This window comes from Actinomadura sp. KC345 (assembly GCF_004348515.1).
Taxonomy (GTDB): Bacteria; Actinomycetota; Actinomycetes; order Streptosporangiales; family Streptosporangiaceae; genus Spirillospora.
This window is the reverse complement of the sequence record NZ_SMKH01000198.1, coordinates 1-14,689: the sequence shown is the minus strand read 5'-3', so window position 1 is coordinate 14,689 and position 14,689 is coordinate 1. Positions and strand designations below refer to the sequence as shown.

The window sequence follows — 14,689 nt, the reverse complement described above, 5'->3', positions numbered from 1 at the left end:
GGTTCGCCAGGCACCGGGGCGGCGGGGGGAGGAGGGGCCGACGACCTTTACTCGGCGGACGGTGCCGTGGCCTAGGTCCTCGTTCAGGCGCCGGACGAGGGTGGAGGAGAGCAGGCGCAACTGGGTCGCCCAGGTCGTCGAGTCGGCGGTGACGGTCAACTCGCCGTCCTCGAAGTGCTCCGGCCGGGTGTGCTCGGCCAGTTCGGCGCCGACGATCCCGGCCCAGTTGCCGAACACGCCGCCGACCGCCGCCCGCTGCTCCCAGCCGCGGGTCGCGAGCAGATCGCGGATCGCCGCGCCGAAGAGCTTGGGGTCGCCGCCCCGTCCGGGGTCCCTGACACGGACGACGCGTCCGGTGTTCTTGCGCTTGCCGTTCTGCCCGGGAAGCGTGCCGCGTTTCAGGGCGTCCGCCTTCGCCTGGGCGAGCGCCTCGCGTGCCAGCTCGATCCCGGACTTGGCCGGCGGGCCGTCGGTGTCCCCGCCCTCGTCGGCGAGGTCCTCCGGACGTGAACGCGGGGAAGGGACGGAGGAGTTGTGCACATCCTGTGGATCGTCGTTCACGCGCTCGCCCCTTCCTGATCGGTGTCGCTGCGTCCGTGGTCGTCAGTCTCGGAGTACCTGGCCGTCGGAGACGGTATAGGAACCCCCTGTCAATTCGGCCGGTACGTCGGCGGGGACGGCCGCCGTGACGAGGACCTGCTCGGCTGGGGCGACCATCTCGGCCAGCCGGCTGCGGCGGCCGGTGTCCAGTTCGGCGAACACGTCGTCGAGGATCAGGACCGGGTCGTCACCGTCCGCCCGCAGCAGGTCGAACGCGGCGAGCCGCAGGCCCAGCGCGAGCGACCACGACTCGCCGTGGCTGGCGTAGCCGCGTGCCGGCAGCTCCCCCAGCCGCAGGACGAGCTCGTCGCGGTGCGGCCCCACCAGGCTCACTCCGCGTTCGAGCTCCTGCTTGCGCGACTCTCCCACCGCCGCCAGCAGTTGCTCGGCGAGTTGTCCACGGTCTGTGGACAACTCCACGTCCCCCAGCGAGCTCTTGTAGTACAGGTCGGCGGCGTCACTGGCCGGTGCCAGCGCCGCGTAGGCGCGGACGACGAGGGGTTGGAGCGCGGCGACCAGGTCCAGGCGTGCCGCCAGCAGCTCCGATCCGGTACGCGCCAGGTGCGAATCCCACACGTCCAACGTCGCGAGCACCTCCGGGCCGGGGGAGCGCCTGTGCGCGGCGGCCGATTTCAGGAGGGCGTTGCGCTGCTTGAGGACGCGGTCATAGTCGGACCGAACCCCCGCGAAACGCGGAGCCCGCGCGGTCAGCAGCTCGTCCATGAACCGCCGCCGCTCCCCCGGATCGCCCTTCACCAGCGAGAGATCCTCCGGGGCGAACAGGACGGTCCGCAGCATCCCCAGGATCTCGCGCGGCCTGGGGACGGGGGACCGGTTGAGCCGCGCCCGGTTCGCCTTACCCGGGTTGATCTCCAGCTCGATCAGCGCCTTGCGGTCGTCCTTCACCACCCCGGCCCGGACGATCGCGCGCGGTGCGCCGTGGCGGACGAGCGGTGCGTCCGTCGCCGCCCGGTGGCTTCCGTGCGACGCGACGTATCCGATGGCCTCGACCAGGTTCGTCTTTCCCTGCCCGTTCGGGCCCACGAACACGGTGACCCCCGGCTCGAGCCCGACCTCGGCGGTCGGATACGAGCGGAAGTCCTGGAGAGACAGGTGGGCGACGTGCACGAGAAACGAGCGTAGAGCCTCCAGCACCCGCACGGCGCATACCCCCGTGTCTGCTCATTTCCACAGCCTTCCGCCTGTTCGCGGCCGGCCCGCTCCCAAGAATCGGGGGCATCGTCGCCGTTCCGAAAGCGGTACCGCGATTGTGGATAACTCTCGGCGGCGCATGCGTCCGCCCGCTGGGACACGGGCGACGGTGGGACACGGGCGACGGTGGGACACGGGCGACGGTGGGCTGCGCGCCCACGCGAGGCGGCAGGCGCCACGAGGCCCCGCGGTGGTGCGGGGTCAGACTGCGGGTGGGGTTACGTCGGCACCGGGGGAGTCTCCGTCGTCGCCTGCGGCTTCGACGGCGTGGCCGCCGAACTGCTTGCGGAGGGCGGCGACGACCCTCATCGCGGGCGACTCGTCCTGGCGGGACGCGAACCGCGCGAACAGGGACGCGCTGATGGCGGGCAGGGGGACCGCGTGCTCGACCGCGGCCTGGACCGTCCAGCGGCCCTCGCCGGAGTCGTTGGCGTAGCCGCGGAGGTCGTCCAGTTCGGGGTCCTCGGCCAGCGCCCGGTTGAGCAGGTCCAGGAGCCAGGAGCGGATGACCGTGCCCTCCTGCCAGCTCAGGAACGTCTCCGGCACCTTGGTCACGAGGTCGCTGGCCTCGATCAGCTCGTAGCCCTCGCCGAACGCCTGCATCATCGCGTACTCGATGCCGTTGTGGACCATCTTCACGAAGTGCCCGGCTCCGGCCTTGCCGGAGTGGACGAAGCCGAAGTCGCCGGCCGGCTTGAGCGTCTCGAAGATCGGCATCAGGCGCTTCACGGTGTCGTCGTCGCCGCCGACCATGAGCGCGTAGCCGTTCTCCAGGCCCCACACACCGCCGCTGACGCCGCAGTCCACGAACCCGATCCCCTTGGCGGCCAGTTCCTCACCGTGTTTCTGGTCGTCCACATAGTGTGAATTACCGCCGTCGACGACGACATCGCCGGCCTGGAGAGTTTCCCCCAGGCTGTGGATAGTGGCCGCGGTCGCCTCACCCGCGGGAACCATCACCCACACGGCGCGCGGCGGGGACAGCCGCTCGACCAGTTCCTCGACGGAGCCGACGTCGCTGAGGGCGGGATCGCGGTCGTAGCCGACGATCGTGTGGCCGCCGCGGCGCAACCGCTCGGCCATGTTGCCGCCCATCTTGCCCAGGCCGATGATCCCCAGCTCCATGAAGCTCACTCTCCCTATGGCCGACCGCAAGCGTGCATGGCCGCACGCGCCGGTCCACGCGCGCGGCTCATTGCTCCCTACCCGGACAGACTGCCTTACCCGGACAGCCGGACGGGCATGATCAGGTAGCGGTAGTTCGGGTTCTCGCCGTCCTGCGGCGGCTTGCCGGTGAGGACGGCCGGCTTGGTCGGAGTGGTGAAGGACAGCCGCGCGACGTCCGAGCCGATCGCTGAGAGGCCGTCGAGGAGGAACGCGGGGTTGAAGGCGATGTCGATGTCCTCGCCCTCCAGGGACGCCTCCAGGGCCTCCACGGCCTGAGCCTCGTCCCCCGTCCCGGCCTCTAGGACGACCTCGCCCTGGCTGAACGAGCACCGCACGGGGGTGTTGCGCTCGGCGACCAGCGACACGCGCTTGACGGCCTCGATGAACGGCGCGGTCTGGATCTCGGCGAGGCCCGCGTACTCGCTCGGCAGCAGCGACCTGTACTTCACGAAGTCGCCGTCCAGGAGGCGGGACGTGGTCCGGCGGCCGCCGCCCTCGAAACCGATCATGCCTTCGCCGGTGCCGCCCGTCCCGGCGAGCGCGATCGACACCTCGGCGCCCGCCGTCAGCGACTTGGCGGTGTCGGCGAGCGTCTTGGCGGGGACGAGAGCGACGGCGGAGAAGTCGGGGCGCTCCGGCTTCCAGTGCAGCTCGCGGACGGCAAGCCGGTAGCGGTCTGTGGACGCCAGCGTGACGGTCTCACCCTCGATCTCCACACGGACCCCGGTCAGCATGGGGATCGTGTCGTCCTTGCCTGCGGCGATCGCCACCTGGGAGACGGCCGCGGCGAACTCGTCGCTGCCCACGGACCCTGCGGCCGGCGGCATCTCCGGAAGCGTGGGGTAGTCCTCCACAGGCATGGTGAGAAGTGTGAATTTCGCGCTGCCGCAGTGGAGCATCACCTTCGCGCCGTCTGTCGTGACCTCCACAGGGTGGGGAGGAAGGCTGCGCGAGATCTCTGCGAGGAGCCTCCCCGAGACCAGAGCCGTCCCGGCCTCCTCTACGTCGATGTCCGTGGACACCTGCGCGGAGACCTCGTAGTCGAACGCGGACAGCTTCAGCCTGTCGCTGTTCTCCTCGCCTCCGGCGACGATGTGCATGCCCGCGAGTACCGGAACAGGCGGCCGGACCGGGAGCGTGCGGGCGGTCCAGGCGACGGCGTCGGCAAGGGCGTCTCTGTCGATGCGGAACTTCAAGGGGACCCACCTCCTGCAGGTGACGGACAACGGTGAGGCGATCCTGGCTCGGGCCGGGCGCTCGGGGCAGCTTGTCCCCAGGCCCTAACTTGAGATGGATCTTTTCTTGGATAGAGAAGTAGTGCAGTACCAGTAGTAGGGGCGGTGGATAGTGTGGACAGAGCGAGTTTTCCCAGGTGGGAGCCCGTTTCTCCGTCCACCGGTCCTGTGTATCGGGAGTGGACGGCGCGGCGGCGCCTGGGGACGGCGAAAACATCCCCACACGTCGTCCTCATGTCATCCCCCGGTTTTCCACGAGTTCTCCACGGGTATGCCTAGGGTTTCGCCGGCCTGTGTACACGGGACGTGTGGCCAATGGAGTCCGTCCCCAGGCGCTTCCCCAAGTCGTCAACCGGTTGTCCCCAGGAAGCCGGGTGCCGGTGCACTGCGGGTCCACAGCCGTCCACCGTTCATCCTCAGGTTCTCCAGGGGTTGCCCACCGGGTTATCCACGAAAATCCCCAGAGTTTTCCACAACTTGTGAGTAGCGACTCCGGTTCTCTGGGGGAACGCGTCCTTTGCCGGTTTCTCGGGTCGGACGGGGTGTGGACCAGGCGTTCGGGCCCCGTCCACATGGGTCGCGCAGGTCTGTCCACAGTGTGTACGCCGGGCCGGTCAGCGCTTGCGGGCCTGGTGCTTGATACGTCCGGTCAGCTCGGTGACCTGGTTGTATATCGCACGACGCTCGGCCATCAGGGACCGGATCTTGCGTTCGGCGTGCATGACCGTCGTGTGGTCGCGGCCCCCGAACTGCTGCCCGATCTTGGGGAGGGACAGTTCGGTCAGTTCCCGGCACAGGTACATCGCGATCTGCCGGGCGGTGACGAGCATCCGCGAACGCGACGGCCCGCACAGGTCCTCGATCGTCGTCCCGAAGTACTCGACCGTCTGCGCCATGATCATCGCGGCGGTGATCTCGGGGCCCGAGTCGTTGGGGATGAGGTCCTTCAGGACGATCTCGGCGAGCTTCATGTCCACCGACTGCCGGTTCAGGCTCGCGAACGCCGTCACCCGGATCAGCGCGCCCTCCAGCTCGCGGATGTTCGTCGCGATCTGCGAAGCGATGAACTCCAGGACGTCCGGCGGCGCCGCGAGGCCCTCCTGGCGCGCCTTCTTCTGCAGGATCGCGATCCTGGTCTCCAGCTCGGGCGGCTGGACGTCGGTCGTGAGACCCCACTCGAACCGGTTGCGCAGCCGGTCCTCCAGCGTCACGAGCTCCTTGGGCGGACGGTCACTGGAGATCACGATCTGCTTGCTGGCGTTGTGCAGCGTGTTGAAGGTGTGGAAGAACTCCTCCTGCGTCTGCTCCTTGCCCTCAAGGAACTGGATGTCGTCGACGAGGAGGATGTCCACATCCCTGTAGCGGCGACGGAACCCGTCGGCCTTTCCGTCACGGATCGAGTTGATGAAGTCGTTCGTGAATTCCTCGGAACTCACATAGCGGACGCGTGCCCCATTGAAGAGGCTTTGCGCGTAATGCCCGATTGCGTGAAGAAGGTGTGTCTTGCCGAGGCCCGAGTCGCCGTAGACGAACAGCGGGTTGTACGCCTTGGCCGGCTGCTCGGCCACCGCGACGGCGGCCGCGTGCGCGAACCTGTTCGACGACCCGATGACGAACGTCTCGAACGTGTACTTGGGGTTCAGCCTGGCGTGCTCGGACGCCCCGGCGCCCGCGCCGGAACCTCCCCCGGCGCCGCCCGGCCCAGGGGCGGGCCCGCGCGGTTCGGGGCCTTCGTCGTCCCGGAAGCCGCCCTCGCCGCGGTACTGCTCGCCCCCGCCGTACTGGTCGCCGGCTCCGCCGTACTGGTCCGTGCCTGCGTACTGTTGCTCGCCCTTGGCGAACGACGGGTCTCCACCCTTGAACGTGTCTTCCGGACGTCCGAGCTGTGGCTCGTTCCCACCGTGCTGGGGTTCGTGCCCCGGCTGCTCGGCACGGCCGCCTCCCTGGCGGTGCGGCCCAAGCGTGCGGTCGTTCAGATGCGAGTGCGGCGGCCGCCCTGGAGGCTCTCCACGGAAACCCTCCTCCTGGCCCCCGTAGCCCGGGTAGCCCTGGGGGCCGCGCCCTTCGTATGGGGCCGGGCCTCGTCCACCGGGGCCTGCCCCATACGCGGGTGAACGGGGTGCGGGCGGATAAGGACCGCGGTCATCATCCTGAGGCTGTGGATAACCTCCCCCGGGCGGCCCGGGGCTGTGGGTAACTCCCGGCTTTGGCCGGTACCCCTGATCGCTGAACGGCTGCTCCGGGTACGGACGATCCGGCCGCTCGCCATAGGGATCCGGCCGTTCGCCATAGGAGGGATCGCCGTAGGAAGGGTCGTTGTAGGCCGGGTCTCCGTACTGCTGCTCGCCGTAGCCCTGCTCGCCGTACGGCCGATCCCGGTCACGGTCGTCCTGAGGCCGATCCCCGTAGGGGTCGCCATAAGAAGAAGGTGTGGGCTCGTGCATCCCGAGCCCTGCCCCGGGCCCAGGGATCGGCGCAGAAAGCGGCTCACCGGCACCTGCCCGTGGGGCCGACCCAGACCCCGGCCCGCTACCGGGCGCCATGGGCGGCTCCGGCTGGACGGTCACCGCGACACGGATCTCCCTGCCCAACTCATGGGACAGGGCCTGCGTGATGAGGTTGCGCAGCCGGGTCTCCAGCGCGTCCTTGGCGAACTCGTTCGGGGCCGCGAGCAGAGCCGTCCCCTCCACCAGCGCCAGCGGGCGGACCATCGGCAGCCATGCGCGGTAGCTCGGAGACAGATCGCTCTCTGACAGCGCCGTGAGGGTTCGGGCCCAGACCGATCCGAGATCCTGACCGTCCATGCGCAAGGTCCCCTCCCCCTCCGATCGACGGAGTACCTGACTGCCCGGCTCTCCCACGAGTTGCGATCGGCCTCACAGGGCACGGCCGCGACGCGGAAGCCTTACTCTCTCACGAGTTGTCCACAGAGTTGTCCACATGCTGTGCATAGGCATGGGGTGCCTGTGCAAAACCCGTGCCGCGGGTTCCGGTGAACGAGGTCGGGACATCGCCGGCCTGCTGAGGGGCCGGTGCGGGGCGGTTCTCGAAACGGGGGGTGCGGGCAGAACACCGACATCAGATCGTCGAATTCGTCGAAGGAGCGTCGGCTCGCCCGGACGACCCTAACCGCTGCGCGCCACACCCGCAACACACTCCCGACCAGCCCCGACCGTTCCCCGGCCGTCCCCTGCGTTTGACCCGGTACCCGGGTTGCCCGTAACGTGCTGAGGTCGAGTCGCATCGACGGAGATGACGCGTGCCCGCCGGCAGTCCCCTCAAGGCAAGCTCGGGTGGGCCCCCGCTGCGGGGGACCGAACGCGGCCCTCGATGCGAGACATCGCGCCTTCCGAGAACGAACCGACCGCAGCCCTGGAGCCACAAGTGAGCAAGCGTACTTTCCAGCCGAACAACCGTCGTCGCCACAAGAAGCACGGCTTCCGGCTGCGCATGCGCACTCGCGCCGGCCGGGCGATCCTGACCAACCGGCGCGCCAAGGGCCGCTCCCGCATCGCGGTCTGACCACCACTTCGCTGTGCTGCCGTCCGGAAACCGGATGCGGCGGCGGGACGACTTCACGTTGGCCGTCCGGCGCGGTCGCCGCGCCGGACGGCCAACTGTCGTGGTTCACCTGCTTCAGCCGGACGAGACCCACGATCCAGCGGGCCCGCCGCTGGTCGGGTTCATCGTGGCGCGCACCGTCGGGAACGCCGTCGTCCGCAACTCCGTACGACGGCGGCTCCGGCACCTGATGCGCCCGCACCTCGACCGCCTCGCAGCGGGTAGCCTGCTCGTAGTGCGCGCCAACCCCCGGGCGGGGACGGCGCGCCCTGATGATCTGGCCGCGGATCTGGAGTCGGCGCTCGACCGGCTGCTGCGGCCCGCGTCCAAGGGGCGAAGATGAGGAGTCGGCAGGGGACGGTGCTCCCCTCGCAACACCCGGGGTCCCCGGGCCCCGTCGCGAGCCTGCTGATCCTTCTCGTCCGCGCCTACCGCCGCTTCTTGAGTCCCCTGCTCGGGCAGCAATGCAGGTTTCAGCCCAGCTGCAGCGCCTACGGTCTGGAGGCGCTCCAGACGCACGGGGCGCCGCGCGGCACGTGGCTGACGGCCCGCCGGATCGCGCGGTGCCACCCCTTCCACCCCGGGGGGTACGACCCTGTGCCGCCGAAGAAGTCGTCCGAGACGCCTTACTCCGGGGGACCTGGGGAGCACGTCCCCCAGGAGCGATCGACCCCCTCCCAGGGGTCTGGGGAGTCGTCTTCCCAGGAGCGATCCGCGGCGGCTTCTCTGAACTCCGGCCGCGAGGAGAGCGGTCCCGCCCTAGCCGAGCCCAAGGAGCTGCCCGGTGCTTGATTGGTTGTATGAGATCGTCGCTCAGCTCATCGTGTGGATCCACACGGGGCTGAGCTCCTTCGTCCCCCAAGACAGCGGATGGGCCTGGGGCGGCTCGATCATTCTGCTGACGGTCCTGCTGCGGCTCCTTCTCGTCCCGCTGTTCGTGAAGCAGATCCACGCTTCGCGGAAGATGCAGGAGCTGAACCCCAAGGTCCAGGCGCTGCGCAAGAAGTACAAGAACGACAAGCAGCGCATGAACCAGGAGGTCATGAAGCTCTACCAGGAGAACGGCGCCAACCCGCTGGCGGGCTGCCTCCCCCTCCTGGTGCAGATGCCGATCTTCATCGGGCTCTTCCAGGTGCTGAGGCAGATCTCCGACGCCGACCCCGGCGAGAGCGTCTTCTCCGTCTCGGCCGACCTGGTGGCGAGCGCGCAGCACGCCAGCATCATCGGTGCCCACATCCCGGACACCTTCCTCAACGCGTGGAGCGCCGACCCCAAGAACTGGACCGCCATCGTCATCACCGGCGTCGCGGTGGTGATCAGCTCCATCACGACGTTCTTCACCGTCCGGGCGAGCATGAAGCGCCAGCCCGTCACCGACGAGAACAACCCGATGATGCAGGCGCAGAAGATGATGGTCTTCATGGCGCCGCTGTTCGGCCTGTTCGGTCTCGGCTTCCCGCTGGGCGTGCTCATGTACTGGGTCACGTCCAACAGCTGGACGCTGGCGCAGCAGCACTACATCTTCAAGAAGTACCCGCTGCCCAGCGCGGACGACACGCCGCCGACCACCACCAAGTCGGGGACGAAGGCCGGCACCAAATCGGGTGCCAAGACCGGCACCAAGACCGGCACCAAGTCGGGGACGAAGGCGGGCACCAAGACGGGCGCCAAGGCCGCCGGCTCGAAGAACGGCCAGTCCCCGTCCGGCAAGGCCAAGCTGAAGAAGGAGGACGCGGACACCGTCCCCGAACCCGAGGACGACAAGCCGAAGGTCGTCCGCAATCAGCCGACCCGCAAGTCGCGCAGCAAGCGCAGCGGCACCCAGAAGCGCTAGTTTGATCCCCGAGCACGTGCCGGAGAAGGAGACCCCGTTGAGCCAGACCGACACCACCGAGGTCGACGTCCAGGCGCTCGAGCAGGAAGGCGAGATCGCCGCCGACTACATCGAGGGCCTCCTGGACATCGGTGACTATGACGGCGACATCGACATGGACGTCGAGGGCGAGCGCGCGATCGTCGCCGTCGTCGGCGCCGACCTGGACGAACTGGTCGGCAAGCGCGGCGAGGTCCTGGAGGCGCTGCAGGAGCTGACCCGGCTCGCCGTCCACCGCCAGACCGGCAACCGCACCCGCCTCATGCTCGACATCGGCGGCTACCGCGAGCGCCGCCGCGCCGAACTGACCAAGCTGGGCACCGACGTCGCGGACGAGGTCAAGCAGGGCGGCGAATCGAAGCCGCTCGCCCCGATGACGCCGTTCGAGCGCAAGATCGTCCATGACGCGGTCGCCGCCGCGGGCCTGCGCAGCGAGTCCGAAGGGGAAGAACCCGACCGTTACGTGGTCGTCTACCCGGCCTAGAGGGCCCGACCTCGATCGACGAGCCTGACCCCGGAATGGCCCCGGTGCCGCACGGCACCGGGGCCATTCCGCTTGTTGAGACCAGCCCCCTCCCGCCGGGGGCGGGCCTGCTTAGCACCAGGGTCAAGGCTCACGCACAGGCGGGACAGGGAAACGACGGATTGTGGATAACGTGCGGGACGGGCAGGGCCCCGCGTCCTGCCCGGCGCGGGGCCCCGGAACTCGGTGTGCACCGCCGCCCAAGCACACCGAGCGGCATTCGGTGTGCCGGGTCATCCCCTGACGTTGCGGCGCCACCGGCGACGCTGGCGAACGGGCCGGCCCTCAGCGTCGATGACGGACGGGTTCTGCTCCGTGGCCGGATCCTGGGCGTAGGCGGGGTCCTGGGAGAACGCCGGGTCCTGCGCGACGTGCCCGTGCGACACCCCCCCGTCCGCCGGGTGTTCGACCACGCGTTCGATCCGCTCGCCTGGACGGCCGACCGGTGCCGGATCCTCGATGATGTGCTCCTCGTGGACCACGGTCCCCGGCTCGTCCCCGTAGGCGGGATCGGCGCCGACGATACGGCCGGCGCGACGCCGAGGACGCGTGTATTTGAGGGTGAATGCCAGGCTGATGAGCCCCACCAGGATCAGGATCCAGCCGACCAGGGTGATGTTGATGCCGCTGAGGTCGACTTGGAGCGCGAAGGCGAGGATCGCGCCGATGGTCATGAATGCGAGGCTGACTCCGATTCCCATCTGTCGGAGCTCCTTCCGGGGGTTGGGCGACACTGCGCCCCTACCCGACCGACCTCGATTATGCGGGCGGTCATGTGGTTCTTGCCATAACGCCAGGGTCGGCCAACCCGGCGCCCGGACGTTTCGCATGCACGTCCCCACCGGTTTTTGTGGAACGATTCGTCTGGTGGGGATTGCACGTGAGGTATTCGGGGAAGCGCTGCCGCTCGCGGAGCGCTACGCGGCGTTCCTCGCGAAGGCCGGGGTCGAGCGCGGGCTCATCGGGCCGCGCGAAGTCGACCGTCTCTGGGAGCGCCATCTGATCAACTGCGCCGTGGTGTCCGAGGTGATTCCGGAGGACGCCCAGGTCGTGGACGTCGGCTCGGGGGCGGGACTCCCGGGTGTCGTCCTCGCGATCGTCCGGCCCGACCTGCGGGTCATCCTGCTGGAACCGCTGCTGCGGCGCACCACGTTCCTGAACGAGTGCGTCGAGCTGCTCGAACTGCCGAACGTCGAGGTGCGCAGGGGCCGGGCCGAGGACATGACCGGGGAGTTCTCCGTGGACGTGGCCACCGCGCGAGCCGTCGCGCCGCTCGAACGCCTCGCGACATGGGCGCTGCCGCTGCTGCGGCCGGGAGGGGAGCTGCTCGCCCTCAAGGGCGAGCGGGCCGCGACCGAACTGGACGAGGCGAAAGCGGTACTGGACCGGTTCGGGGTCCGTTCCACGGAACTGCTTCAAGTCGGGCAAGGTATGGTCGATCCGCCGACAACGCTCGTCCGTGTGGTCGCCGGCCGGGGCGAGGTCGTCGGGCGACGACAGCGCGCACCCCGGCGTGCCAAAGGGTCGAGGAAGAGGTCTTCATGAGCACGGGACCAGGGCTGGGCCGGCCTGACCGCGCCGACGAATCCCCCGACGAACAGCCGTCCGGCCTGGACGGGACCGGCGAGGACGCCCCGGCGGCGTCCCCCGCCGGAACGTGGGAGGAGGCGGCCCCGGGCAGCGCGCCGGGGACCGCGCCCTCCGGACACGCGTTGTGGGGAACCACGACGTCCGGTACTGCGGAGAACGTCGGCTATGTACCGACGAACAGCGGCGGCACATCGCTGCCGGCTCCGCGCAAGGCACCATCTCAGGGGGAGTCAGAACTCGTGCGCGAGGCGCTCAAGGACGCCAAGGTTTCACATGAAACATCGGCCGCGTCGCTCAGAACGATGCCGGGCCGCAGGGACAGGGAGTGGCCGCGGCCGGGCAGATGCCGCATCATCACGATCGCCAACCAGAAGGGCGGCGTCGGCAAGACGACCAGTTCGGTGAACCTCGCCGCGTCGCTCGCCATGCACGGCGCCCAGGTGCTCGTGGTGGACCTCGACCCCCAGGGCAACGCATCCACCGCCCTCGGCGTCGAGCACCACGCGGAGGTGCCGTCGATCTACGACGTGCTGATCGAGGACATGGCGCTCGCCGACATCGTCGTCCCGGCGGCGGAGATCCCCAACCTCCACTGCGCGCCCGCGACGCTCAACCTCGCCGGCGCGGAGATCGAACTCGTCTCCAAGGTGGCCCGCGAATCGCGGCTGCGCCGGGCGCTCGACGCCTACGACACCGACAAGTTCGACTACGTCCTGATCGACTGCCCGCCGTCGCTCGGCCTGCTCACGGTCAACGCCCTCGTCGGCGGGGACGAGTTGCTCATCCCGATCCAGTGCGAGTACTACGCGCTGGAAGGCCTCGGGCAGCTCATCCGGACCGTCGACCTCGTCAAGGCACACCTCAACCAGAAGCTGAGGGTCTCCACGATCCTCCTCACGATGTACGACGCCCGGACGCGCCTCGCCGCGCAGGTGGCCGAGGACGTCCGCAACCACTTCGGGGACGTCGTGCTCAACACCGTGATCCCCCGCAGCGTTCGGGTCTCCGAGGCCCCGAGCTACGGGCAGTCCGTCATGACCTACGACCCCGGTTCGAGCGGCGCTCTCGCCTACAGCGAGGCCGCCTCGGAGATGGCCCACGGAGGAGCTGCCCAGTGAGCCAGCAGAGACGCGGCCTGGGTAAGGGGCTCGGCGCCCTCATCCCCACCGGTCCGCCTCCGGCGGCGCCCGGCGAGATGGGCGGCGCAGGCGAGCCGGGATTCCCGGGTGACGCCGTCCCGCCCCCGGCGAACGGCACCGCGGACTCCGCGCCGGCGCTCGAACCCGTCGCCGGCGCTCACTTCGCCGAGGTCCCCCTCGGCTCGATCACCGTCAACCCGCGGCAGCCGCGCGAGCACTTCGACGAGCAGGCCCTGGCCGAGCTCGCCGAGTCGATCGGCATCGTCGGCCTCCTGCAGCCGATCGTCGTCCGCAGGTCCTCGTCGGACGAGCACGACTACGAGCTCATCATGGGGGAGCGCCGCTGGCGTGCGTCCCAAATGGCGGGGCTGGACGTCATTCCGGCGATCGTCCGCGACACCGGCGACAACGACCTCCTCCGTGACGCACTCATGGAGAACCTTCACCGGCAGCAGCTCAACCCGCTGGAGGAGGCGGCCGCCTACCAGCAACTGCTGCAGGACTTCGGAGCCACCCACGAGCAGCTCGCCGGACGCATCGGACGGTCGCGGCCGCACATCACCAACACGCTCCGCCTGCTGAACCTGCCTCCCGCCGTGCAGCGCCGCGTCGCCGCGGGAGTCCTGTCGGCCGGCCACGCCCGCGCCCTGCTCTCGCTCGACAGCACCGAGGCCCAGGAGCACCTGGCGCAGCGCATCGTCCAGGAAGGACTCTCCGTCCGCGCGCTCGAAGAGCTCATCGCGCTCCGCGAGGTCGACGACGAACCGAAGGCCCCGCGGCAGGGCCGCCGCAAGAAGCCCGTCGCTCCCGGTCTCAAGGAGATCGCCGACCGCCTCTCCGACCGCTACGAGACCAAGGTCCGCGTCGACATGGGGCGCAGCAAGGGCAAGATCGTGGTCGAGTTCGCCACCTTGGAAGACCTGGACCGCATCATCAAGTCCATGGCCCCGGACGAGGACGGCCCCAACGGGCTCTGATCCTCCACTCCACGCAAGCGCCCCGGTACCTGACCGCCGGGGCGCTTCGCTGTTGAGCCCAGCCCCACACCGCCCCGCACCAAGGGGCGCCAGCCGCCGAATCAGCGCGTGCCGAAATCTCCAGGGTCCTCCGGCGGTTGGCGTTCGGTGTCGCAGGGGAGCGCTCGCGCCCACAGGATTCCCGGCTGTCGCCAGTGAACAGGTGGGGCGCTCCCCCGTGTTTCCCGTGAAACATCGATCCACCGCCACGGGCTCCTTGGTGACCGGTGCCCCTGGTCTTCCGTGCTGATGCGCCCGGTCAGCGGACAGCCCGGCGTCCTCAGTTGCACCGAGGCCCGGCGGGCGCTCCGCGGTCGGCGCACAGGACTCCTGGACGCCGATGCCAGGTCCGTCGCGTCGCCCGCAGCGCCGCCGCGGACCTCACGGACCGCCAGCCACCTATGGGGCTGGAGGCGCCGGTCGGAACATTCGTCGAGCGTCAGTTCGCGCGGCAGGCGGTATGAGCCCGGCTGTCCGCAGTCGTTGCGCGGAGGTCGGTCTCCCTTACTCGGAGACGGGGCCTCGGATTAGTCCAGGACGCGCGACTCGGCGAGGGGTTTCACGTGAAACTTGAATCAGCGGGCGTGGGTGAGGAGGAGGTCTCGGCAGACTTCGCCTAGGTCCAAGTCGGCGCCGCTGATGGCCCGGGGGAAGAGGCTCGTTTCCGTCATGCCGGGGGCCACGTCGACTTCGAGGAAGTAGACCTCGTCGTCCGGGGTGACGATCAGGTCGGTGCGGGAGAGGTCGCGGAGGCCCAGGGCGCGGTGGGCGGT

The 14,689-nt window shown here is 69.4% G+C and carries 13 protein-coding genes and 2 pseudogenes; 8 read left to right on the top strand and 7 right to left on the bottom strand.

The annotated features are described in order from the left end of the window. From E1281_RS27060 to dnaA, 5 genes are all read right to left on the bottom strand, one after another. The coding region (locus E1281_RS27060) for a DciA family protein (RefSeq protein WP_243717453.1) at nucleotides 1-561 on the bottom strand (561 nt) is incomplete at its 3' end. A 42-nt stretch (nucleotides 562-603) separates the two neighbouring features. Next, nucleotides 604-1,728, bottom strand: a complete 1,125-nt coding sequence (recF, locus tag E1281_RS27055; RefSeq protein ID WP_131882534.1) for a DNA replication/repair protein RecF — start codon at nucleotides 1,726-1,728, stop codon at nucleotides 604-606. A 285-nt stretch (nucleotides 1,729-2,013) separates the two neighbouring features. Continuing rightward, the gene (gene gnd / locus E1281_RS27050; protein WP_131882533.1) at nucleotides 2,014-2,937 is read right to left on the bottom strand and encodes a phosphogluconate dehydrogenase (NAD(+)-dependent, decarboxylating); all 924 of its coding nucleotides are present in this window, start codon (nucleotides 2,935-2,937) and stop codon (nucleotides 2,014-2,016) included. Nucleotides 2,938-3,032: 95 nt separating this feature from the next. Continuing rightward, entirely contained in the window at nucleotides 3,033-4,175 is a 1,143-nt protein-coding gene (gene dnaN, locus E1281_RS27045) for a DNA polymerase III subunit beta (protein WP_131882532.1), read from the bottom strand. Nucleotides 4,176-4,828: 653 nt separating this feature from the next. Continuing rightward, entirely contained in the window at nucleotides 4,829-7,018 is a 2,190-nt protein-coding gene (gene dnaA / locus E1281_RS27040; RefSeq protein WP_131882531.1) for a chromosomal replication initiator protein DnaA, read from the bottom strand. A gap of 580 nt (nucleotides 7,019-7,598) precedes the next feature. On the opposite strand from dnaA, the gene rpmH reads away from it, so the two are divergent. The 5 genes and pseudogenes from rpmH to E1281_RS27015 all read left to right on the top strand — a co-directional run bounded on the left by rpmH (nucleotide 7,599) and on the right by E1281_RS27015 (nucleotide 10,132). Further along, a complete protein-coding gene (gene rpmH, locus E1281_RS27035) occupies nucleotides 7,599-7,736 on the top strand; it encodes a 50S ribosomal protein L34 (protein WP_131882530.1) in 138 nt (45 codons plus the stop codon). Between the two features lie 13 nt (nucleotides 7,737-7,749). Next, nucleotides 7,750-8,118 carry a ribonuclease P protein component gene (rnpA, locus tag E1281_RS27030; RefSeq protein WP_131882529.1) on the top strand — a complete coding sequence of 123 codons (369 nt, stop codon included), beginning with the start codon at nucleotides 7,750-7,752 and terminating at the stop codon, nucleotides 8,116-8,118. Then, nucleotides 8,115-8,387 (top strand): annotated as a pseudogene (gene yidD / locus E1281_RS42140) (membrane protein insertion efficiency factor YidD); the annotation flags it as partial. The gene rnpA and the pseudogene yidD, both read left to right, overlap by 4 nt. Before the next feature lie 172 nt (nucleotides 8,388-8,559). Beyond that, nucleotides 8,560-9,609 carry a membrane protein insertase YidC gene (gene yidC / locus E1281_RS27020; RefSeq protein WP_131882527.1) on the top strand — a complete coding sequence of 350 codons (1,050 nt, stop codon included), beginning with the start codon at nucleotides 8,560-8,562 and terminating at the stop codon, nucleotides 9,607-9,609. A 37-nt stretch (nucleotides 9,610-9,646) separates the two neighbouring features. Then, nucleotides 9,647-10,132 (top strand): R3H domain-containing nucleic acid-binding protein, encoded by a 486-nt coding sequence (locus E1281_RS27015; protein WP_131882526.1) that lies wholly within the window; start codon nucleotides 9,647-9,649, stop codon nucleotides 10,130-10,132. 272 nt (nucleotides 10,133-10,404) lie between these two features. On the opposite strand, the gene E1281_RS27010 is transcribed toward E1281_RS27015, so the two are convergent. Beyond that, nucleotides 10,405-10,872 carry a DUF6458 family protein gene (locus E1281_RS27010; RefSeq protein WP_131882525.1) on the bottom strand — a complete coding sequence of 156 codons (468 nt, stop codon included), beginning with the start codon at nucleotides 10,870-10,872 and terminating at the stop codon, nucleotides 10,405-10,407. 166 nt (nucleotides 10,873-11,038) lie between these two features. Here E1281_RS27010 and rsmG point away from each other — a divergent pair, with 166 nt between their 5' ends. The 3 genes from rsmG (at nucleotide 11,039) to E1281_RS26995 (ending at nucleotide 13,877) form a co-directional block, all read left to right on the top strand. Next, nucleotides 11,039-11,716 (top strand): 16S rRNA (guanine(527)-N(7))-methyltransferase RsmG, encoded by a 678-nt coding sequence (gene rsmG / locus E1281_RS27005; RefSeq protein WP_131882524.1) that lies wholly within the window; start codon nucleotides 11,039-11,041, stop codon nucleotides 11,714-11,716. A 347-nt stretch (nucleotides 11,717-12,063) separates the two neighbouring features. Next, nucleotides 12,064-12,879, top strand: a complete 816-nt coding sequence (locus E1281_RS27000; protein ID WP_131882535.1) for an AAA family ATPase — start codon at nucleotides 12,064-12,066, stop codon at nucleotides 12,877-12,879. After that, nucleotides 12,876-13,877, top strand: a complete 1,002-nt coding sequence (locus tag E1281_RS26995; RefSeq protein WP_131882523.1) for a ParB/RepB/Spo0J family partition protein — start codon at nucleotides 12,876-12,878, stop codon at nucleotides 13,875-13,877. The genes E1281_RS27000 and E1281_RS26995 overlap by 4 nt, the downstream gene beginning before the upstream one ends. A gap of 614 nt (nucleotides 13,878-14,491) precedes the next feature. Here E1281_RS26995 and E1281_RS26990 read toward each other — a convergent pair. Further along, a pseudogene (locus E1281_RS26990) lies at nucleotides 14,492-14,689 on the bottom strand (D-alanine--D-alanine ligase); the annotation flags it as partial.